This window comes from Oceanococcus atlanticus, assembly GCF_002088235.1.
Lineage (GTDB): Bacteria > Pseudomonadota > Gammaproteobacteria > Nevskiales > Oceanococcaceae > Oceanococcus > Oceanococcus atlanticus.
The window spans coordinates 138,456-161,259 of sequence record NZ_AQQV01000002.1; the positions used below are offsets into that span (position 1 = coordinate 138,456).

The following is a 22,804-nucleotide window of genomic DNA, read 5'->3' on the forward strand; positions in this document are numbered from 1 at the left end:
GATTATTTGTCTTTTTTATCTGTTATTTTGATTGTTTAATCATCGCACAGTTCGCCAGCACAGGAGATGCGCGATGACCACTTTGCTCCAAATCAACACCAGCCTGTTTTCCGACCAGGGCCAGTCGAGCCAGCTTGCCAATCAGTTTGTTCGGCAGTGGCAGGCCAGCCATCCGGACAGCGCAGTCGTGACCCGCGACCTGGCCAGCGAACCGGTGCCACACCTGGACGCCCAGCGTTTCTCGGCCTTCCTGGCCGCCCCTGAAGCACGCAGTGCCGAGCAGCAAGCCATCGTCGACTACTCCGACGCGCTGATCCGGGAATTGCAGCAGGCCGACGTGATTGTCATGGGCCTGCCGCTGTACAACTTCGGTGTACCCAGCCAGCTCAAGGCCTATATCGATCACGTCGCGCGCAATGGAGTGACCTTCCGCTACACCGAAAACGGCCCCGAAGGTTTGCTGCGCAACAAAAAGGTGTACGTGTTTGCAGCCCGCGGCGGGCTCTACGCCGGCACCCCGCTCGACACCCAGTCCGATTACATCCGCCACTTCCTGGCTTTCATCGGCATTGATGATGTGGAATTCGTGTATGCCGAAGGGCTGAACATCAGCGCGGATGCCAAGGACGCTGCGCTGAACAAGGCGCACGACGAAATCCAGCGCCTCGCCGCCTGATCGTCTCCCCCCGGGGCCGGCGGGCTACGGCCCGTCGCGCTCCTCTATTCGGAGTCGGCCGACGGCGGCTCGCGACGGTGCTGATCGAGCTTGTCCTCATCGCGCTGGCGCGTCGTTTCGTCCTGCTCTCGCTGAGCCCGCGCCCGCCCGAAACGCACACGGTTTTCGGCAGCCCGCTCGTCCTTGAGCAGCCTGGCCTTGCGTTTGCGAAACTGCCGCAGGTTGGTGACCTTACTCATTCGCTGAATGTCCGAACGCCTGACGAAGACCCAGTTTACGCCACCGGGACAATCGGCCCGGTTGTTGCTTGGCGTATACAATGATTGATTGAAGTCTGGTTCGTCTTTGGGGGATAACCGTATGTTCAGCTTCCGTCGCAGCACGGCTGTGTTGCTATGCCTTGCATGTCTGTCACCGTCCTGGGCACAGGATGCACCTACACTGGGCGACAGCGTCTTCGCACGCGCCGCGGCGATCGAAGCCCCGCGCCGGCAGGGCTTTTTACCCGGCGAGCAACCGCGCCTGAGCGGTCAGCTGGGGGTTTTCCTGGCCCAGACCCTGCTGCTGGATGGTCGCGCCACGCGTTTCCACCTTGAACTGCATGGCCCGGATGGCGAAACCCTGGGCCGTTACGGCCCCTACACCTCGGATGACACCGGCGCCTACGCGCTGACACTGCCGGCGACTGCGACCCAGGATCTGGCGCCGGGCCGCTACGCCGCCTACATCGTCGATGCCGAGGATCTTGATGCCGCAACCAGTGCTGCGGTGGCCGGACGTTTCGATATCACCAAAGCCGAAGACATGAGCCTGACCCTGCACGCCAGCTATGTCTCCTCCACCGGCTGGGTCAAACCCGGCGAGACCTATCCGTTTCGCGTGCGCCTGAGCAACAACACCCAGGCCGCGGTCGAAAATCTGAAGGTGTCGATTCCGGCCGTGCCATCAGTCAGCTTCACCAAAGCGCTGAGTCTGGGTGATAGCGGCACGGTCAGCAGCACCAGCACGCAGGTGGACTGGAGCCTGGCGCTGCTGGAGGCCGGACAATCGGCCACGCTGGTGGTTGAAGCCCAGGCCGCCTCGCTGGAGCAAGACCCGCGGGTGGTGTGGAAAGACCTCTCAGTCACCGCGAGCTTGAGCAGTGATGGCCTGACGCTGAGTTCCGCCACCCATGGTCCCAAGGTCATCCCACCGCAGAGCAGCTTCGAATCCGCCCGCTTCGGCGACAAACCGTTCCCCATGGTGCTGGTCGATTATCTTGACCCGATCCTCGGCAAACACAGTCCTGACAGCCAGGCCTCGGTTCTCGACACCGTGGTCAACGATCCCGATTACCCCGGCTCGACCTTCAACCTGTATCAGGAAATGTCCTATGGCCAGCTGTTCCCCTACGGCACCGTGCCCTCGGCGGGCATTGCCAGCGCCGGCTGGGATTACGAGCACGGCTTTGATTTCACCAAAGCACAGCGCAATCAGACGGACCGCGTGTGCCCGGCCATCACCCTGGGCGACACCCCGGCGCTGATCGGTTCACCGCTGCTGCCGGAACGCATTGTCGACGGCTGGTATCAGCTGCCCGGGCAGCTGCATTACTACGGCTGGGACAGCCCGATTTTCCCCTATACCCTGCTTGCCGGGGTGCCGCTGCCGATTGCCGGCAACATCGATGATGCCTGCGGCCCGACCGGCAAGGCCGTGTACGACGCCGCCCAGATTGCCGACCCGGAAATCGACTACAACGCTTTCGACTCCGACAAGGATGGTGTGGTCGACTTCTTCATGATGGTGTTCGCCGGTTGCGGCGGCAACGGCGGGTCCCAGCTTGGCGTTGTGGGCGGCTGCTCGCTCAACCCGCTGCCACTGACCGACAACATCTGGCCGCACTCCTCCTCGCTGGAGTTCTACTACGCCCAGGCCGAAACCGGTCTGCGTGGCTACGTCTCGGATGACCAGCTGAAAAGCCTCAGCGAAGTGCCGCAATGCTGGCTGGACACCGGCTATGACGAGTTCGCCGACTGTGCCGCCGATGGCGGCCCCGGTCTTGATGAGCTGCCGGTCTACGTGCGCGTTGGCCCTTACAACGTGAACCCCGAAACCGCATTCGAAGCGGCCTCGGTGATCAGCCATGAATACGGCCATCACCTCGGCCTGCCGGACTTCTACAACTCGGGCACCGATTTCGACGCCTACGGCACCATGAACCTAATGGCCTCGGACTACGGCCAGCACATGACCATCTTCGGCAAGCAGGAAATGGGCTGGGTGGTACCGCAGTTCCTGCAGCCCGGCGAAACCGTCGAGGTCAGCGCGTTCAGTGAAATCAAGAAAGACACCGGCGAGATTCACTGGCAAACCCCGGATGGCACGCCCTACGTGCTGTCGGCCGCCAATGGCGACCAGAATATCCGCAACGGCCAGGCCTACGCGGTCAAGATGCCCGGACGCATACTGATCGACCCTGACAAGGTGGCCTCGCAAGCGTCCGGCGAACGCGTCTGGTACTCCGGTCGCGGCAACGAGTTCGGCTGCTCGCCCACCGCCGGTCACAACCTGGATCTGTATCTGCCCGAGCTGGCCGACGTGCCCACCGGCGCCGAGATCACCCTGCGCTTCAAATCGTCCTGGGACATCGAGTGGGACTGGGACTACGGCTTCTTGCTGGTCACCCAGGACGGTGGTCAGACCTACACCTCGCTGCCGTCAGCCAACGGCTATTCCACCGCCAACGGCACCAATCCCAATGGCAGCGAATGTCTGGACAGCCTCGACAACGGCCTCACCGGCCAATCCGGCACCTATGCCAATGGTGGCCCCAGCGGGCTGTCGCGTCCCAGCACCTATGAGGACGGTTCGCCTTTCATCGACGATGAATACGATCTCAGCGCCTTTGCCGGCACCAGCACCACGGTGCGTTTCAGCTACTACACCGACGCCGCATTTGATCGTCCGGGCTGGTTCATTGACGATGTCGAGGTGCTGGTCAATGGCGAGGTGCTGTTCGCCAGCGATCATGAATCGGGCCCGCAGCGCGGGCGTTACTACCCGGGCGGCTGTGACGAAAACTTCGCCACCTCGGCCTTCTGCACCGCAGGCTGGAACAACATCTCTTCGGCGGAAGGCAACCCGGCCGACCATGGCTACTACATCGAACTGCGCGACCGGGCCAGCTTTGACTTCGAAGGCTACGGCCAGGCCGACCGCGGCGCCATGGACTGGGATGCCGGCCTGTTCATCGAATACACCGATGAAAGCTACAGCTACGGCAACAACGGGGTGTCCAGCCATCCGGGCCAGCACTACATCGACTCCACCCCGGTGGAGGGTGGCGACTGCGGCAGCGATTGTGCCGATTCGGCCTTTACCGCGAATGACGGCGACAACCACTTCTCCGACTTCAGCACCTGGCTGGACAACTTCGCTGATCCGGACAGCGCATCCGGGCGCTGGGAGTTTGCCTACAACTGTCTGGAAGTGGATGTGCTGGGCATGAGCGGCGAACAGAGCGTGCAGCTGGACAATGATCTGAGTGCCAGCGTTCGCATCAGCGCCGGTGAAGGCTGCGTGCCCTTCACCTATGGCCGTGCGGACAATTCGGCACGTTCGGTACCTGCGGATTCGGCCGATGGCGAGCGCCCGCGCTCAGGCCTGATCGCCACTCGTGGCGGCGCCCTTCCTGCAGGTTGGCTGTTGCTGCTATTCACGCTGGCGTGGCTGCGCCGCGCGCGCAAACGCTAAAACAGGCTCAACTGAAAAAGCCCCCGATCGGGGGCTTTTTTATGCGCCCAGGATGGGCTGACCGCCGCTACAGTTCGGCCAGCAATGGCGCCAGCTCGCGCCGATTGCGCTCCCACACCGCTTCACACTGTTGCTTAACAAAGGCTTGCGCAGCAGGGAGCTGCCAGATGCCCTGGGTGGCGATTTCATACGGGATACTGCACATGATCATGCTGTACTCGCTCGACGCGGCGACCTTTTTAAGGCGTTCAAGCGCGCCGGCCTCATCACCGACAAAGGCGTGGATGCCGGCGCTTTCCAGAACATAGCCTGCTGCTTCCAGCTGATCGCGCTCGAACGGGTATTCAGCTTCCACCTGCGCGCTCAAAGCCAGCGCCTCTTCGGTCCGGCCGAGCAAGGCCAACACCTGCGCCATGGTGCTGCGTCTGGACGTGCTGTCGGATTCCTCACGCCAGCGCTGGATTTTATCCAGCGCAACTCGGGCCAGCGCGTTCACCTCCTCACGCGGTGCCTGCCCGATGTACAGCGCCCAGGCAACAGCAAGCTCCCAGGGTTCACGACCGTGGCCGGAGTTGAACATGTCCTTGCCGCTGAAGCTACGCGCAAGCTTGCGGATCGCTGCCAGATCCCCCTCGCGCCGGGCAATTTCCAGGTCAAGGAAGTACACCATGCCCTTGTAATGGTCGCTCTGCACCATCAGCTCACGAATGCGCCGCAAGAACCCAACTTCACCGGTCAGTTGATAGCCGATTTTGGCCATTTTGATCTTCGCCACATCGCGGTCTGGAAAGCGGCTGGCTACCTGCTGCAACAGTGCGATAGCTTCCCTACCCTTGCCCTGAAAGCCAAGCAGCTCGGCCTTGGTATCCAGCGGCACAATAGCTAACGGATCCTGATCCATGATCTGATCAAGGATGACCAGCGCCTCATCCACCCGACCCACACGTCTGAGCATATAGGCATAGGACATGGCTGACTCGGTGTTGCGCACAAGTTGGCGTCGAAACGGCGCAAGAATTTCCAACCCACCGGCGGGGTCGTGCTCGAGATAGTAGCGCCACACAGCGCGAGCGGTGGCGAGCTTGACCGGGGGTGTATTCAAACGCTCAAGGGCGGCAAGGTGCAGCGCGATACGCCCCTCGGAATCATCACGCGAGGATGACGAAAACCAGTAATCTCTGGCGGCTTTGAGCAGCGCCAGCAAATGTGCGTCGATGAAATTCGGATCCAGCTGCAGCGCACGTTCAAGTTCATCGGCGAGCGCATCACTTTTGCTATCGCCCTGATTCCACAACGACAACGCGGCAAGATAGGCCTCATACGCCTGGTTGTTGACGGATTGCCCGCCGGACGGCGAATGCTGCGTGCCCAGCGCCGAAGCCAGAGCCCGCGCAATATCCGCCTGAACCGAAAACAGATCGCCCCTGTCGCCCTGAATAGCCTGCCCCCAGATCGCCTCGTCACGATTTGCATCAACGATCTGCAAATTGACCCGCAGTTGCTCACCCGACTGCTGCACCGAACCACGAATCAACTGATCGGCTTTGAGTGCACGTCCGATCTGGCGGGCCGGGGCATCGGCCAGACCCAACATGGACAAATTCTGCCCATGCACAAGGCGGATACCGGAAAGACTGGCCAGATCGGCAATCAGGGCATCCTGCAGGCCGCCCATAACTGTTTGGGTCTGACTGTCCAGGCCGAGCAGATCAAAGGCCAGAATCGCCACTCTTCGATCGTCGCTGGCCACCAGCTGAGCCGCATCCGAAGCATCATCCTCCGCGATGATGGTGACGTGGATGTTGCGCCACAGCCAAAACGCGGCCAACAGCACAAGCACACCAAGCGCCGCGCCACGAAGATAAGGTGACCGGGTCCGCTGGGGCTGTGCTGCCACGCCATCCGACGCGGCGACTTGCGTGTCATCCTCGGGCGTCCAGGCGCGGATGCGCTGCGCCAGACTGGCCATATTGGCAATGCGCCGCGCCGGCTTGCCGGCACAGGCCTCGGCAATGATGTCGCGCAGCCCGCTGTCGGCGACATCCTCTTCCCAGCCGGGGGCCATTGGCTCATTCAAATCGCCGATCACCAGCTGATACAGCAACACCCCGAGCGCAAAAACGTCGGATTGCTCGGAAAACACGCCGCCTTTGAGCACTTCCGGCGCCATATAGGCCGGTGTTCCACTGGTCGAGGAATCCATGTGAACGGATTTGGTGAAACCCATCACCGTTACGCCGGCCTCCTCCAGGCGTTCACGGCTCTTGACCGTGCCGCTGCCGAAATCGCACATCAGCAGCCGCGCTTCGCCGGCGCGCCACTCAACCATCAGATTGCCGGGCTTGATGTCCTTGTGCATCACACCCAGCGCGTGCGCCTTGGCCAGCGCTTCAGCCGCGTCCGCCACGATCTTCAAACGATCCGGCAAGGCCAGCGCCCGCGGGCCACCCATGGAAAGCAACCAGTCGGCCAGGCTGCCCATGTCGTACCACGGCATCTGTATCCACGCCGGGCTGGTCTCGAACTGCCATTCCAGCAACGGCACCAGGGGCGCATCGTCGCCCAGCTCCGCGCGCAAGACCTTGTTCAGCGTGACCTCACGCATCAGGGCCCGCTGCGCGCGCTCGTCCAAGGCCAGTTTGACCACCCTGAACTGACCACTTTGGGCGTGGCGTATACGCCACAGCTCATTGGCCGGTCGGGTTTGCAAGCGCTGGTCCAACACCCAGTTGGGCAGATTTGGCAGGGTTTGCCCGGCTTCCAGCTGAAGCCGCGTACCGGGATCATCCCGACCTTCAATTTCAATCGGCACGTCCAGTCGAAAGCCATAGCCGTGCACCGTGCGCAGCATGCTGCGATCGGTGTCGCCGAGGACTTCACGGATACGCCGGATGGCTTGTGACAAAACCCCGTCGGTGACCACGCGGCCTGCCCATACGGTGTCGAACAGTTCTTGCTTGGTGACCAGCTCGCCCTCTGCGCGCAGCAGGCAAAGCAGCACTTCCAGGGGCTTGGCTTCCAGCGCGACGGGCGAACCCGCAACCATCAATTCATGATTGCGTTCGTTGTATTCTGCATTGGCAAAGCGCCACCGCACCGGTGACGTTTCTCCGCCTGTGACGGCCATGTCAATCTCGCAACTTGCCAGCGCATCGCCGGCCGGGAGATCAAGTCTAGCTAAGCCTTTCACCAGCGCATACTCACGCGGCTCAAACGCATAGGTCCGAAAAACGGATTCAGTGCCCCAAGGCCATGGCCGTGAGGTCACCATCAGCATCGACCTGCTGCGCGTGGTTCGGTTCGTCCGCCACTGCCAGTTGCGCCAGCGACGCCGCCATCTGCTGATTCATGGATGGGGCAATCGAACCCACGACTGAGGCCCGAATGTCGAGCAAGGCCTGATCACCCTGCACCGCAATCGAGTGATACAGCGCTCTGTTCTGATCTTGACCCTCTGCAGCAGCCGCGCCTTGCAGCGCCAGCAGCCCCAGTGATGCCACAATAACTTTGATAGTCGTACGCATTTTGAAATCTCCTTGTGAACTCTGGAACAGGCTGCGGTCGATGCGTGCATCACCCGCCGCCAAGCTGTGGCCAGATTGCTCTTCCAACGCCCTGCAGGGCTTGAGAGATTCCGCAAAGATTTCTTAAATATTTCTGAAATGGCCCAACCACAGGCGTTTTCGCCAAGTTTTCAGCCTTAAAAGAAAGCCCCCGCGACCGGAAGGTGGCGGGGGCACAGTCTGGGTTTACTGACTAGTCGAAACTGACGCTGTACAGCGATGTGGTTCCGCTGATCTCGTTGCCCACAGCAAGCAGATCCATGCCGTTGGGGCTGTCGGCCGCAGGAATGAAGACGATACCTTCCGGCCCCAGATCGCCCGGCGTGCCGGTTTCCGGATCTTCACTGAAATCACGGTTGTTGACGTAATTCATGAAGCGCGGCAAACGCGGGTTAGTCACGTCGTACAACATGATCCCGCCGGTGCGCTCCAGACCGATGAAGGCATAGATGCGCTCGCCGACGCGCGCGGCGACCACTGTTTCGGGTTCCGGCCCCTTGTTGTCGCTGCGATTCTGGCGCGTGTTGTTGTCATTGCTGGCGTTGAACACCACGCGGCCGTCGATCAGGTCCAGATGCGCCGTCACACGTTCAAAATCATCACCGCTGTCGGCCACCACACCTTCGCTACTCACCACCGAGAAGGAGCGTGCGCCGAACGACACAAGCTGGTCGATGTCGCCATCGTTGTCCGTGTCGCGCTGCTGATTGCAGATGAAGTCGAGACGTCCCAGATCAACATCAGCCGCCCGCCCGGCGAGCACGCCGTCAAGATTGGCGAAATCGTCGTAACCGCACTCGTCCACGTCGTCGCGCGAGTCGCCTTCGTTGGCGGTCAGCACATAGTGCGTGCCGCCCTGCATGAAGGTGGCGATGCCATCGGGCATGTGCAGGCCAAAAACGCCCGGCTCCGGCTCGATCAGCACCTCGTCGTCATCGCTGGCATCCAGCGCGTTGGCCATCAGGCCATGATCTTTCAGCCCCAGCGCGATGATCTGCGAGATCGTCGCCGTGGCGATGTCGATGACCGCAATGGCGTTGTTCTCCTGCAAGGACACGAACGCCGTGCTGCTGTCTTCGCTGACCGCGATGTACTCCGGCTCGATATCGTTGGCCACCGACGTCGCAGCCGGCTCGATACGCACCTCATCCGGCAGGTCGCCAGCACGCGGGCCTGCGGCGTTGAACGCACTGAAATCCAGCGTGGTCACGGAGGCATTGGCTGCGCCGTTGCTCAGATCCACCAGGCTTATGCTGCCGGGCACATCATTGGCAAAATCGCGCAAGTCGCCGTCATTGGGATCGGCCGGCGCTTCGCCTTCATTGGCCACCAGCGCAGTCATGCCGTCGGGCGCAAAAGTCACCGCATCGGGCAGCGCACCCACTTCGTAACTGGCGATAAAGCTGAAATCGGTTGCGCTGTAGAAGGCCACGTGACCATTGCTGGTCGCCGGGTCGAACTCCACCGCAGCAGCGATCAGATCACCGCCAACCGCCACGCTGTTGACGCCATCCGCAGCCCCACCAACATCGGCGACCGGATCCAGCGTGGTGTCCAGGCTCGGCGCGGCCGGATTGCTGATATCCAGCACGTCGACCTGGCCGGCCTGCGCGTTGATAACAAACAGACGTTCACTGGCGGCGTGAAAAGCCACGATCTCCGCCGCACCCTCGTCAAACCCGGCAGCGGGGTTCATGTAGCTGCCGAGCAGCGCCAGCCCGCCTTTGGTCGGCAGTGCGTGCACGCGATCCGCCGCCACGCTGTCCAGATTCTGAATGCGCAGATCGTCGGCCGCCGGGGTTTCCGCCATGTCGTAGGGCACTTCGGCGAAGAACGCCATGAGGTACTCGGCCAGGGCATCCTGCTCGCCGCCGGTGGCGGAAAAATCAGTCGCGCCCGGATCGTTGCCGGCATCGCTCAGATCAATCATGGCTGGGGCGCTCAGACCCTTGTAGGGGTAACCGTCACCGCAGCTGGCGCTGGCATCTTCAATGCAGCCCTGAGCGATAAAATTCAGGGTGACCAGACGGAAGCTCTGACTCGCCGCGTCATTCTGCAAAGCGCCGTCAACAATGATCTGTGCAATTACCGCGCCGGAATCATCCACCACGGCCAGATTGCGCACCCGGCTCGGCACCATGGCCGCGCCGCGGTTGGTATCACCGGCATCACGCGCCGGCTGCGACGGATCAAAGCTGAAGCGAACCCCACCAACCTGCGGGAAGCTGCCCGGCGTGGCCCCAACATCGGCCCCCGACACGCCATGCTCGATGATGTCGGCCAGCTCCGCCCCGGTCACACTCAGGGTGACCAGACCGTTGTTGAAACGCAGGGCGGTTTCCAGGTCAAGTTGCGATACCCCACCTTGCGGTTTGCCGGATGACGCATTGGCCTGCGGCGGCAGATACTGCACGTCCTGCGGGTCACTGGTGCCCGGCGGCTGCAGCACCAGACCGACCTCGGCCCGAATACCACCCCCGTTCTTGAGCGAGACCAAAACCTCATCGTCGGTGTGACGGGCGTACCACAGGTTGGCGTCGGCCGTGAGATTACCCAGATTGGTCTCTTCGCTGCGCACCAGCGCGCGACGACCTTCCAGGAATACGCTGGTCAAGCCAAACACGTTCCCGTCCTTGTCCTGCAGCACCGTTTCCAGCGGGTCGGTGATCGCCTCGATCGCAGGCAAGGCCTGGAAGCTGGCCTGCGGCAACTGGTCACTGCGCCAGGCACCGTTAAGAGCTGGATCCAGATTGTCGGTGACGATCACGCCATCCTGGTCAAACTCGACGACCAGACGGCCGAGATAGGTGAAATCACCGTTGGTGTTGACCACCAGCACCGGTTCGCCACTGGCTGAGCTCATCTGCAAGGGATAGGTGTCAGCCGCCGTGTCGCCGCTGCGCAGGCTGTCGTTGCTGTCGGCCAGAATGGTGTTTGAGCCACCGGCGACGATCACATCTACACCGCGCAGCAAACCTGCCAGCTGTTTTTCCACCGCGATCTGCTGCATGTGCGCCAGCACGATGATCTTGTCGACACCGCCATTGCGCAGGGCATTGACGTGGGTCTGAATGATCGTGGCCAGGCTGTCGATATCGGTGTGGTCAGCCGGACGCACGCCCAGGCCGCCCACGCTGGTGATGGCCGGCAAGGTCGGTGTGGAGGCACCAACCACGCCAATGGTCTCGCCATCCACCATCAGGGTTACGCTGCCGCTCAGCGTACCCGGCTGCGCCGGGCCAGCGTCGGCCACAAGCAGGCCAGCCGTGGCGGCATCGGCGGCGAAATCAATATTGGCCGACAGATACGGGAACTGGGCACCCGGCCAGTTGCCATCCGCGGCGATGATGCCGGCAAAAGCGCTGGGTGACTGATCCAGCTCATGATTGCCGACCACCGAGGCCTGCACGCCCAGCGCATTCAGCCAGGCGACGTGGGCGCGGCCGATACCGGCCGCATCGCTGCCACCCAGGACATCATCCAGACGACTGTCCTCAGCGGCAAAGTATTCCGGGCCAGGAATCCAGTTATCGCCGGAACTCAGAACCAGGGTGTTGTCCGGCATCTGGCTGCGGAATCCGTCAACCAAAGCGGAGAAACCGCGCACATCATCTGCACCACCGGGGCCGTCCACATCGGCGAAATGCAGCAACTGCAGTTTGAAAGTCTGCGGCGCCGGGGTTGGTGTCGCACTGGGCGTCGACGTGGGGCTCGGTGTTGGAGCCTGGGTCGGCCGTGCCGTGGGTACGGGCTTCGCTGTCGGCTCTGTGGGCTGATCAACGACATAACTTTCATTGTTGCAGCCCGCGATTGCGAGGCTTGCCACCGCCAGGGTCATCAACCCTGAACGCCAGTTCGAACTCATGCTTCACTCCCTGTCATGCACAAAACTGACGAGCCCGTGAGGCCCGCAAACCGGCAGTTTTTCGGAGCAGAAAGACGCTGCGGTGACAGTCCTTTGAACGTTTTGTGACACCTGCATCGTTGTCACCGGGTTTTCACGCGCAGCTGACAAACTGCCACTCCGATCTCGTCCTGAATGGCCCATGCTGCGTTCAATCCTTTCGCTCGGTGCTGTGCTTGCGATCACCGCTTGTGGTGGTCGCGAAAGCTCAGATCAATTCGTCGGCTTTACCGATGAGCCGCTTCATCAAGCTCATGCGCACAACGACTACCTGCACGAGCGCCCGCTACTGGACGCGCTGGAGCATGGCTTCATGAGCATAGAGGCTGATGTTTTCGCCTTCCCGTTGCTCGGCGACGCCTTGTACGTTGCACATGACATCAATGACATCCGTCCTGGGCGCACCTTGCGTACGCTCTATCTGGAACCGATACGTCAGCGCATCGATACGCTGGGAGCACTGCAATCTGGTCAGGATCGACCGCTGCAATTGCTGATCGACTTCAAATCATCGGCTGAATCAACCTGGCGCGCGCTGGATGCGGCCCTGCAACCTTACGCAAGCTACCTGACCCGGTTCGAAAACGGGCGCATTGTCGAAGGTTGGGTCAGCGTGGTGATCTCTGGTAACCGACCAACCCAGACACTGGCGAGCGCGGGACAGCGACTGGCCTTCATTGACGGGCGCCTGAGCGACCTGGATGCGCCACCGCCCAATGACCTGATGCCGCTGATCAGCGACAACTGGGCCAATCATTTTGACTGGCGTGGCGAAGGCGCCATGCCCGCGGATGAATACGACAACCTGCAGCAGACCATCAACAGCGCGCATCTGTACGGCTATCGGCTGCGCTTCTGGAACACACCGGACGCCGCGGGCCCCGCGCGCACGGCGCTATGGCAAGTGCTCTATGACCTGGGTGTAGACCACATCAACACGGATGATCTGGCCGGCCTGGCCCAGTTTCTGCGAAACCAGGCCCCGCGCGACTGAGCGGGCCGCCACGCCATACAGGCCGCAGCGGCGCTCACACGTTACAGCTGCATGCTAACGCCGCGCCCCGAGGTGGCGGCTAAAGGCCAGCAGCATCAGAACCAACCAAGCCAAATCCAGCGCACCGCCGCGGACAGATCCGACTCCATCGGTGGCGGGCAGCTTGGTTTGCGGCGGCTCGTCAACAGGCGACTCACCGGCCGCAGCCACCAACACCACACCACGATCCTGTGGCGAGGGCGCCCACACATCACCCGGCCCCTGGTTGGAGACCACCCGGCCGGCCACGCCCGGGCAGCCGCGTTCGAACTCGAGCGGATTGGCGCGTTCCTCAACACTGCTGCCAGTGCCCCGCTCATCAATGGCCGCGCGCAGCACATCCGGGTTATTGGTGAAAACACCGTCCACGCCCATCTCAAGCGCACTGTCCATGGTTTCGCGATCATTGACAGTCCACACATGCACGTCGTGACCGGCAGCGTGGAAACGTTGGACCACCAGCGGATCGAGCTGCAGCACCGCCATGTTCGGGGCCATCGCGTCGATGTAGTCGGCGCCCGAGCCGGTCAGATACCACAGCAACGCCGGACCGCTGGTTGGCACGGCAAACAGAAACGCCGTGGGCAGGCTTGGAGCCAGTGCTTTGATCCGCTCCAGACTGGCGGCATCAAAGCTCTGCATGAGGATGGTTGAGGTGTGCAGATCACCGGTGTCCAGCAAACCCTTGCGGCGCAACACCTCAACCAGCACTTCCTCGGCGCGTCCGCCGGCCGAGTCCTTGGTCTCGACGTGGAATCGCATGCGACCGTTGTGGCGCAGGTAACAATCCAGCTGCTCTTCGAACGGCACGATCTGCGCACCGCTGAAGGCCGGATCGAACCAACCACCAAAATCCAACTCGCGCAGCTCCGCCAAGGTGAAACTTTCCACCGTGCCGCTGCCATCCGAGGTCCGATCCACCGTGGTGTCGTGGATGCACACCGGAACCTCGTCACGGGTCAGGAACAGGTCGCACTCGAGCATGTCGACGTCCATTTCCATAGCCAGATCATAGGCATAGAAGGTGTGCTCGGGGGCATAGGCAGACGCGCCGCGGTGCGCGATGTTGAGCTGAGGGCCGAGCGGCGTCGCGACTTGGGCCAATGCAGCAACAGGAAACAGGACGACGCCAAGCGCCGCGCAGACTATTCGGTTCATGATTGTTGTGGTGAGCAGAGCAACACCGAAGTATGCAGCACCCAACTTACGCTTTGATGACATCCACCCTGATCCGGCCAAATCCAGGCGACAGCAACAAGCAACACCCGCCCTATCCGGCACAGATGCGCGCTACACCTTCCTTGGAATTGTCATCAAGCTGTTACGCAGGCTGTTGATCATGCGCGGCTTTTTGCGGGAGCTGTGGCATGCGGCAATGGATCGTGATGGTGATGCTGTTGAGTCTGGCTGGCTGCCAGGGCGGACGTGAGTCCCTCTCTGCAAGCTTGCCGGCGCTGAGCGACGACGATCAGCCACCTGCACTCAGCGTGCCGCCGTTGCAGGGTTTCCTGGTCAATCCGTATCTTCAAAACCCGGGCCCGCACCACATGACCGTCATGTTCGAACCCGAAGACAGCGCGCGGGGCGACACCATGGCGGTGGAATATCGGGTGCTCGGCAGCACCGCCTGGAGCGCGGTCAGCGCCACGCCTGAATCCATCAACCGACTCAATCTGGATGCCGGCACCGATCAGGGCCAGACCGTGTATGCGGCGCGCCTGAACGGGCTGGATTCCAACACCACCTACGAATACCGCGTCATCACCGCCGCCGGCGCCACCCCGCCGATGCGCTTCAAGAGCTGGCCTCAGGCCGGGGATGGCGTCAGCCAAGGCCGCTTCATCGTGATCTCGGACATCCAGGGCAACAATCCGGACTGGCTGACCCGGGTCTTCGAGCACGGCGTCATCCGGCGCGATTGCGACGGCGATGTGCTGACCTGCGTGGAACGCTTCGCCGGCATCATCATCACTGGCGACCTGGTCGACGATGGCGACAACATCACCCAGTGGCGCGAGGAATACTTTGCCGTCGGCGACAGTCTGTTCCGCTACTTGCCGCAGCTCATGATCATCGGCAATCACGACTACGCCCTGAGCAACTACCTGTACTACGCCGCGCCGCCGGGCAACGGCTCGGCCGGCCACGCCGAGGAGTGGTATCAGGTGGACTATCTCAATTTCCGTTTTCTCGGCATGCAATCCAACCTGACCGTGCAAAGTGGCGCCACCCAGCTGCTGGAACAGGAGCTGTTCTTCCGCAAAGCACTCGCCGACACGCGCAGCGACCAGAGCGTGAACTACCTGTTCATGGGCATCCACGCGCCGTGCAAATCGGAACTGTGGATTCCCGGCGAAAGCCTGCAGGTGTGCCACTTTGTCGAAGCTCTGGAACGTTTTTCGGCTGACACCGGGATCATCAGCGGTCATCTGTTTGGCCACACCCATGGCTACAGCCGCGGGCAGTCGCGTGATGCGGCTCATCTGTGGATGAACGCCGCCAGCGCTGGCGGTCGCATCGACGACTGGGGCGATTACGCCCAGGCCGACTACGATGAGTTTGAATCGACCTGGGATGAATACGGCTATTCGATCCTCGAATTCAGCACCCGCGGTGCGCCGTGGATCCGCACCGAGCGCCGCACCGGCGGCGACGATCATGCGGATTACGCCGACGCCTTTGAACCCAGCAGCGACCGCGACGCACTAACGATTGGCGGCGACAATCAGCCCCCGCACACACCCCAGGCCCGCTCGCCGGGTGCCCGTGTGAACAGCGCCGATGTCCTGCTGCAGGCGGCGTACACCGACCCCGACGGCGACAGCCTGCTCGAAGCCCACTGGCAGCTGCGGCGTGCATCGCAGCGCTACGATCAGGCCATCCTGGACCTGTGGGGCAACGAAACCCGAGCGCGCAACGAATGGTTTCGCGAGGACCTCAATGCCGGGATCAGCGTGGATGCCTGGCGCGTCGCCTATCTGCCCAATGGCGTCTACTGCTGGCGCGTGCGCTTTCGCGACGAACACTGGGCCTGGTCGCCCTTCTCCGACGATCATTGCTTTGTGGTCGAAGCCGCCGCGCCCAGCGCCAATCTGATCATCAACGGCGATGCCGAAGCAGGCATCGAGGGCTGGCAGGTCGAGCGTGGACGGCTCGAAGCGCTCAACAGCCTCAGCGCTCTGCCCGCCCTGCTGCGCGCACCGCCAGCCCTGTGCGCCTCGATCCTGCCCACCCAGGGCGCACACTGGTTTGCCCTGGGCGGCTGCGTCGACACCCTGGAGGACAGCGACGCGTTCGACTACAGCGTGGCCAGTCAAAGTGTGGATTTAAGCGCTCTGCAACTGCCGCCTGACAGTCTGCTGGTGTTGGACCTGGCGCTGCGCAATGCGAGCAAGTGGGATGTGCCCAGCGCCCGCCTGCAGGTGCTTGACGCTCAGGGCCAGACGCTTGCCACGGCCAAGCCGATCATCAATCAGAGCGGGCAATGGCTGCGCCAGCGCACTTCGCTGGCGATTCCGCACACGGCCACCACCGCGCGCGTTGAGCTGACCGGGCTGCGTCAGGACGGTCTGGAGGGCGACGCGTTCTTCGACGACATCCGCTTGTTCAGCGTTAGCGGCGGGGCCATCTCGACGCCATTGCCCAAACTCAGTCCGGGCAACGGCATGGCTATCAAGCCGAAAAAGGACATCCCCGCCCTGCGCATCAATTAGTGGTCGCGTACAGCGCGGCCGGATGACCTTCGCTGCCGATCACAATGGCATTGCCACGGTCGGCAAAGGTTCCGGCCTCGATCTGCGGATAATCCGGCACATCAATAACCTGTGGCGGCTGGTTGAGTGCATCCAGCCAGCTTTGCCCGGGGGCGCGGCGGTAACGATAGCTCTTGTCCAGGGTCACGATCAGGGCGCTGCGCCCATCGGCGCTGAACTCGAATGCGGTGGGAGAGACCTCGGTGATTTCACCCACTTCGGCGCGCTGGCCGCTGGCTGGAAGCGGCAGGCTGGTGACTTCGCCAACAAATTCGGCTTCGATCGGCACGACGCTTCCGGCATGCAGCGGCACACGGTACAGGCGTGGGTACGGGTCGCGCTTGCTCAGCAGGTAGATCGCGGATTCCTGCGCATCCACCGCCACGCCCTCGCAGTCGCGAGGGCCATCCGGATAGGTCACGCTGAGACTGCGGTAGTCACGCTGTGAACCACTGTAAGGCGGCGCCGCAGGCTCGCGCATGATGTGCAGACGAACCTGACGCCGCAGCGCGCTGTTATCGCCCACGTCAGCCAGCAGCAGCCAGGCCTCGCCATCGCTGGTAAAGCTGCTCATGTCCTCCCAATCCACCGCGAAGGCGCCGGGCAGGTTGACCGCACCAAGATCGCGACCGGTGCCGTCGAAAGCAAACACCCGCGCACGGTCGCCGGAGTCGTTGTGGCCCCAGTACACACCGGCAAAACGCTGGCTGCGGGCCATACCGCTGAGCTCGCTGATGTCCGCGCTGGCCAGGCTGAACTCACCACGCGCCACTGCGCCGCCATGAACAAGCGCATGCAAACGCTCGGGCTGATCGGTGATGATGCCGTCCACCCCCATCTCGATAAGCGCCTGCATGCGCGCTGCCTCATTCACCGTGTACACGCTGATGGCGAAGCCACGCCGGTGGATCTCGTCCACCAGCGCCTGATCAACCTGACTGTGACTGGGGTTGATGGCATCGGCATAACGGGCCACTTCGGCCCAACGCGCTTCATCCTGTGGCGGATTGCCCAGCAGGCCGACCGGCACCTGCGGATGCAGCGCTGCATAGGTGGCCATGGCGTCCCAGTCGAACGACTGAACCATCAGGCGTTGCATGGGCTGGCCATCGACCACCCAGCCCGCCTGCTCCAGGGCCTCAGCGATCGCCAGTTCGATGCCCGGATACAACGCAGGGCTCTTCACTTCCAGCAGCAGGCCAGCGCGTCCGTGCAGCAACTCAAGTATGGTCGCCAGATTGGGCACCGGTTCACCGGCATAGGCGAAGTTGCCCGGATCCTTGCGCAGACCGAACCAGCTGCCGGCATCCAGCGTTGCGATTTCCGCGCTGCTGAAGCGCGCAAGTTCCCAGGGCGCGCGCAGCGGATAACGCCGTGGTGCATCAGTGGTGCGACTCAGGGTGGTATCGTGCATCACCACCAACTGGCCATCGGCTGACATCTGCACATCGATCTCGATCAGATCAGCACCGGCCAGCACGGCCAACTCGACCGCGCTGGCGGTGTTCTCCGGCGCTATCGCGGAATAGCCACGGTGGGCGATAACCATGGGCACCTGGCGCGCGCTGTCGCGCAGGTCCAGGCCATTGTCCAGACGCCCGCCGGAACATGCTGCAAGCAGCGCGCAGACCAGAGCGGTCGACATCAAAAACCTAAAACGCATGCGATTGTTCGAACTCAAAAGGCCGGCAAGCCTAGTGTGCACAGATGACAGGCAGATGGCGCAGACACGAAGCTTTCATATTGCTGTGCAATCGTGACTGGTTTCTCACTCACCGTTACGCCGATGCTGTTCAAACACCTGCAATCTCTCGCCCCGACCGACCCTCAACGCCGCCGGCTGCTGCAACAAGGGCTGACGCTGTCCGGCGTGGTCGCCTCGGGTCTGTCACTGCATGGCTGCGGTGCTGACCGCGGCACCAGCGGCGCGCTAGGCGCTTCACTGGGCAAGATCGGCGATCTGCTGCCGCCGGACGAGAACAAGGTCGCCCTGCCGCCGGGCTTTCGCTCGCGCATCATCGCCCGCACCGGCGAGGTGGTCGCGGGCAGCAACTACACCTGGCATGTCGATCCGGACGGTGGTGCCACCTTCCCGACCAGCGATGGCGGCTGGATCTATGTCTCCAACAGCGAAGAAACCCCGGGCGGCGTGGGTGCGCTGCGTTTCGACAAGGATGCCAACATCGTCGACGCGTACTCCATCTGCGCCAACACCCGCAACAACTGCGCCGGCGGTCCGACCCCGTGGGGCACCTGGATCACCTGCGAAGAAAGCGAAGGTGGCTACGCCATCGAATGCGATCCGTACGGCGAGCTGGAGCAGCGCGAACTGCCGGCCATGGGCCGCTACAATCATGAAGCGGTGGCCATCGACCCATTGCACCAGACCGCCTTTCTGACCGAAGACCGCGGTGATGGCGGCTTCTACAAATGCGTGCCCTCGCAATACCCTGACTTCGCCACTGGCGAGCTCTACATTGCCGAGGTCATCGACGACCAGTTGCCTGGGCCGAGCAAGGTGATCTGGAACAAGGTCGACGATCCCTCGGCCAACACCTTCGAGCTGATCAACCCGCTCAACCCCAGCCAGCGCCTGGTGACCGAACGCAACCCGACGCGCCAGCAAACCAGCTACACCCCGTTCAACGGTGGCGAGGGCATCTGGTACTTCCAGGGCATCATCTATTTCTCGACCAAGGGCGACAGCCGGATCTGGGCATACGACACGGTCAACGAAACCGTCGAACTGGTATACGACCTGGCCACGCAGACCGTCACGGAGGGTGAGGTGCCGCCCTTGTTCGAGGTCGACAACGTCACCGTTTCGGGCAGCGGCGATGTGATCGTAGCCGAAGATCGTGGTGACCTGCGTCTGGTTGTGATCGCCCCGGACCGCAGCCTGAAAACGTTGGTCAAGGTGCACCACAGCGGCTCCGAGCTGACCGGCCCGGCGTTCTCGCCGGATGGCCGTTTCCTGTACTTCAGCTCGCAGCGCGGCGACAACGACGAAGGCGGCATCACCTACGAGATCACGCTGCCGGCGAATCTGGTTACGCCGGTTGCGATCTGATCAGGCTGCGATGATATGCGCGGCTGGCTCGCTGTAGCGGCCGCGCGTATCGATAATCAAGCGGGCGTGAGTGCGGATCGCCGCGTAATCGAAGTCATCGTGATCGGTGGCGATCACAACGGCATCCGCGCGCGCCAGCTCCTGCGCCGTGGGCTCCACATGGCGCAGATCGAAACGATGTTCTCGCAACCGCGGAAACACCGGCACATAGGGGTCGCTGTAGGCGAAATCGGCGCCCTGCTCGCGCAGCAGCTCAAGTATCTCCACCGACGGCGAGTGACGCAGGTCGTCGATGTTTTTCTTGTAGGCCAGCCCCAACACCAACACCCGGCTGCCGCGCACCGGCTTGCCCTGATCATTCAGCGCCGCGCTGATCTTGTGCATGACCCAGGCCGGCATGGCCGAGTTGATCTCCCCGGCCAGCTCGATGAAACGCGTGTGCACGCCGTACTCGCGTGCTTTCCAGGTCAGGTAGAACGGATCAATCGGAATGCAGTGACCGCCCAGGCCAGGCCCGGGCCGATAGGCGACAAAACCGAATGGCTTGGTCGCCGCAGCGGAAATGATTTCGTGGATGTCCAGGCCCATGCGGTCGGCCGCTATCTTCATTTCGTTGACCAGGCCGATGTTCACCGCACGGTGAATGTTCTCCATCAGCTTGGTCATCTCCGCCGCGCGGGTTGAGGACACACTGACCACCTCATCCACCAGGTGCCGATACAGCGCCTCGCCGGCACTCAGACAGGCCGCGCTGCTGCCCCCCACGATTTTGGGAATGGTGCGCGTGTTGAACTGCGGATTGCCCGGATCCTCACGTTCCGGCGAATAGACCAGAAACACATCCTCACCCACACGCAGGCCTTGCGCTTCGATGCGCGGGCGCAGCTCCTCCTCGGTGGTGCCTGGATAGGTGGTGCTTTCCAGCGCGACCAACTGCCCCGGCCGCAGTGCCGGCAGCAGGGACTCCAGGGTGGAGATCACGAAACTCAGATCCGGCTCACGGCTGCGCGTCAGCGGCGTCGGCACACAGATCAGCAAGGCATCGGCCTCGCCAGCCCGTGCAAAATCGGTGGTGGCCTGCAAGCCCTGCCCCAGGGCGGTCTGCACACGCGCATCACCGATGTGCTTGATATAGCTGCGCCCGGCCTGCAGGTCGTCGACCTTGGCCGGATCAATGTCCAGACCCAGCGTGCGCAAGCCGGCCTCCGCGGCGCGCAGTATCAACGGCAACCCGACATAGCCCAGCCCCACCACCCCGAGGGTGAACTGGTCGGGCTGCGACAAGCGCTGCAGGAAACTGTCGAGTTTGGAAGCCGTTGAATTCACGCGCATGTGTCTGACAAATCAGCGCCGCAGTATTGGCTACGCCGACCTGTTCCAGCAAGCCACCGCGTTTTCACAAACCTGTCGACGCGCCAGCCAGTGCGATCTCAATGTCGCACCATCGATTCAGCATCCAAGGCGGCAAGCTGGCGTTGCAGAAAACGTCGCTCGGGCTCCTGCTGCACCAAGGCCAGCGCCTGCGTGTAGGCCGCACGAGCGTCATCATGTCGCCCCAGCCGGGTCAACAAGTCGGCGCGCGCCGCATGCGCCAGGTGATAATCGCCAAGCTCTCCGCCGGCCAGGATTTGATCAAGCTGCGCCAGTCCGCACTCGGGTCCATCGCGCATGGCCAGCGCCACACTGCGATTCAACGCAACAACGGGTGACGGTGTCAGCCGCATCAACACCTCGTAAAGGGCCACAATCTCGTGCCAATCGGTGGCCTCAAAACTGACCGACTCAGCATGCAATGCGGCGATGGCCGCCTGCACCGCATAGGGCCCGAGCCGCCCACTGCGAAAACTGGCTTCGACCAACGCCACCCCTTCAGCAATCTGTGCGCGATCCCACTGCGTACGGTCCTGCTGCTCAAGACGAACCAGTTCACCCTGGGCATCAGCCCGCGCCGCACCGCGCGCCTGATGGAGCAACATCAGCGCGAGCAGACCACCAACCTCGGGCTCGGGCAGCAGCTGATAAACCTCACGCCCAAGCCGAATGGCTTCACCGCACAGATCGTGGCGCATCAATCGGTGTCCCGCGCTGGCCGAATAACCTTCGTTGAAGACCAGGTAAATCACCTGCAACACCGAACCCAGCCGTTCAGAAAGCTCGGCCGGCGCGGGAATCTCATATGGAATCTGGGCGCTGCGAATCTTGCTTTTGGCGCGCACAATCCGCTGTGCCAGCGTGGCCGGCTTGCTCAGATAAGCGCTGGCAATCTCTTCCGTACTCAGCCCGCACACCTCGCGCAAGGTCAGAGCCACCTGAGCATCACGCGACAGCGCCGGATGACAGCAAATGAAGATCAGCCGCAGGTGGTCATCATCCACGCTGCGCGAATCGTCCGCTTCGGGCTGCTCAAGCTGCACCTGAAGATGCTGCACCAACGCCTCTTGTGCGTTGTCGAAGCGTGCCCTGCGCCTGACCCGATCTATCGCTTTGAAGCGCCCGGCAGAGACCAGCCAAGCGCGCGGACTGGCCGGAATGCCGTCACGCGGCCACTGATCCACAGCGGCCGCAAATGCATCATGCAGTGCTTCTTCGGCAAGATCGAAATCACCAAGCAGACGTATCAAGGTGGCCAAAACGCGGCGCGAATCGGCGCGATAGACGCGCTCGACTTCGGCCTGCACCAGCGCGTGATCTGCAGGCAATCGCACCGCTACATTTCAACCAGCTTGGTAAAGCCTCCCCAGAACATGCGCATGCTGTCAAAAGGCATATTCTGTGCATTCATCTCACTCAGGCGCGGATCCTTCATCACCGCCTCGTTGATGCGGTCACGCTCGGCTCGCGAGGCGTAGGTGATCCAGGAAAACACCACCAATTCGCCCTCTTTCAACTGCACCGCCTGAGGAAACGAGGTCAGCTTGCCCGGCTGTACATCGTCCGCCAGACATTCGACCACCGACAGGGCGCCGTGGTCCTTCCACACCTGGCCACACAAGGTCGCCATCTGCCGGTATTCCTCGACCTTGTCTTTCGGCACAGCCAATACAAAACCGTCGACATAGTTACCCATGAAC

At 62.3% G+C, this 22,804-nt stretch carries 15 protein-coding genes; 6 read left to right on the top strand and 9 right to left on the bottom strand.

Features of this window, described 5'->3' with window-relative positions; translation table 11 throughout:
* Positions 1 to 73: 73 nt before the first annotated feature.
* Complete coding sequence (locus ATO7_RS07890; RefSeq protein ID WP_083561146.1) at positions 74 to 676, top strand: FMN-dependent NADH-azoreductase; 603 nt, start codon at positions 74 to 76, stop codon at positions 674 to 676.
* Between the two features lie 44 nt (positions 677 to 720).
* On the opposite strand, the gene ATO7_RS07895 is transcribed toward ATO7_RS07890, so the two are convergent.
* Positions 721 to 915 (bottom strand): DUF4169 family protein, encoded by a 195-nt coding sequence (locus ATO7_RS07895; RefSeq protein WP_083561147.1) that lies wholly within the window; start codon positions 913 to 915, stop codon positions 721 to 723.
* A 121-nt stretch (positions 916 to 1,036) separates the two neighbouring features.
* On the opposite strand from ATO7_RS07895, the gene ATO7_RS07900 reads away from it, so the two are divergent.
* Positions 1,037 to 4,411 (top strand): immune inhibitor A domain-containing protein, encoded by a 3,375-nt coding sequence (locus ATO7_RS07900; protein ID WP_083561148.1) that lies wholly within the window; start codon positions 1,037 to 1,039, stop codon positions 4,409 to 4,411.
* Between the two features lie 67 nt (positions 4,412 to 4,478).
* Here ATO7_RS07900 and ATO7_RS07905 read toward each other — a convergent pair whose 3' ends face one another.
* The 3 genes from ATO7_RS07905 to ATO7_RS07915 form a co-directional block, all read right to left on the bottom strand.
* Positions 4,479 to 7,538, bottom strand: a complete 3,060-nt coding sequence (locus ATO7_RS07905) for a protein kinase domain-containing protein (RefSeq protein ID WP_158523104.1) — start codon at positions 7,536 to 7,538, stop codon at positions 4,479 to 4,481.
* 109 nt (positions 7,539 to 7,647) lie between these two features.
* Complete coding sequence (locus tag ATO7_RS07910; RefSeq protein ID WP_146680230.1) at positions 7,648 to 7,935, bottom strand: hypothetical protein; 288 nt, start codon at positions 7,933 to 7,935, stop codon at positions 7,648 to 7,650.
* Between the two features lie 232 nt (positions 7,936 to 8,167).
* On the bottom strand, positions 8,168 to 11,839 hold the full coding sequence (locus tag ATO7_RS07915; RefSeq protein WP_083561151.1) for a choice-of-anchor I family protein: 3,672 nt from the start codon (positions 11,837 to 11,839) through the stop codon (positions 8,168 to 8,170).
* Between the two features lie 181 nt (positions 11,840 to 12,020).
* On the opposite strand from ATO7_RS07915, the gene ATO7_RS07920 reads away from it, so the two are divergent.
* The gene (locus ATO7_RS07920; protein ID WP_083561152.1) at positions 12,021 to 12,872 is read left to right on the top strand and encodes a phosphatidylinositol-specific phospholipase C/glycerophosphodiester phosphodiesterase family protein; all 852 of its coding nucleotides are present in this window, start codon (positions 12,021 to 12,023) and stop codon (positions 12,870 to 12,872) included.
* Positions 12,873 to 12,926: 54 nt separating this feature from the next.
* Here the strand turns inward: ATO7_RS07920 and ATO7_RS07925 are convergent, their stop codons facing one another.
* The gene (locus ATO7_RS07925) at positions 12,927 to 14,069 is read right to left on the bottom strand and encodes a glycerophosphodiester phosphodiesterase (protein WP_158523105.1); all 1,143 of its coding nucleotides are present in this window, start codon (positions 14,067 to 14,069) and stop codon (positions 12,927 to 12,929) included.
* On the opposite strand from ATO7_RS07925, the gene ATO7_RS16950 reads away from it, so the two are divergent.
* Positions 14,068 to 14,340 carry a hypothetical protein gene (locus ATO7_RS16950; RefSeq protein ID WP_158523106.1) on the top strand — a complete coding sequence of 91 codons (273 nt, stop codon included), beginning with the start codon at positions 14,068 to 14,070 and terminating at the stop codon, positions 14,338 to 14,340. The genes ATO7_RS07925 and ATO7_RS16950 overlap by 2 nt on opposite strands.
* Complete coding sequence (locus ATO7_RS07930) at positions 14,279 to 16,624, top strand: FN3 domain-containing metallophosphoesterase family protein (RefSeq protein WP_083561154.1); 2,346 nt, start codon at positions 14,279 to 14,281, stop codon at positions 16,622 to 16,624. Before ATO7_RS16950 ends, ATO7_RS07930 begins: the two co-directional genes overlap by 62 nt.
* Here ATO7_RS07930 and ATO7_RS07935 read toward each other — a convergent pair.
* Complete coding sequence (locus tag ATO7_RS07935) at positions 16,617 to 18,308, bottom strand: glycerophosphodiester phosphodiesterase family protein (RefSeq protein WP_206044844.1); 1,692 nt, start codon at positions 18,306 to 18,308, stop codon at positions 16,617 to 16,619. The genes ATO7_RS07930 and ATO7_RS07935 overlap by 8 nt on opposite strands.
* Before the next feature lie 141 nt (positions 18,309 to 18,449).
* On the opposite strand from ATO7_RS07935, the gene ATO7_RS07940 reads away from it, so the two are divergent.
* Positions 18,450 to 19,733, top strand: coding sequence for an alkaline phosphatase PhoX (locus ATO7_RS07940; RefSeq protein ID WP_146680232.1), 1,284 nt, complete (start codon positions 18,450 to 18,452; stop codon positions 19,731 to 19,733).
* On the opposite strand, the gene ATO7_RS07945 is transcribed toward ATO7_RS07940, so the two are convergent.
* The 3 genes from ATO7_RS07945 to ATO7_RS07955 form a co-directional block, all read right to left on the bottom strand.
* Positions 19,734 to 21,065, bottom strand: a complete 1,332-nt coding sequence (locus ATO7_RS07945; RefSeq protein WP_083561156.1) for a nucleotide sugar dehydrogenase — start codon at positions 21,063 to 21,065, stop codon at positions 19,734 to 19,736.
* Between the two features lie 98 nt (positions 21,066 to 21,163).
* Complete coding sequence (locus ATO7_RS07950; protein WP_206044845.1) at positions 21,164 to 22,438, bottom strand: RNA polymerase sigma factor; 1,275 nt, start codon at positions 22,436 to 22,438, stop codon at positions 21,164 to 21,166.
* A 2-nt stretch (positions 22,439 to 22,440) separates the two neighbouring features.
* Complete coding sequence (locus ATO7_RS07955; protein ID WP_083561157.1) at positions 22,441 to 22,800, bottom strand: DUF1428 domain-containing protein; 360 nt, start codon at positions 22,798 to 22,800, stop codon at positions 22,441 to 22,443.
* Positions 22,801 to 22,804: the final 4 nt, after the last annotated feature.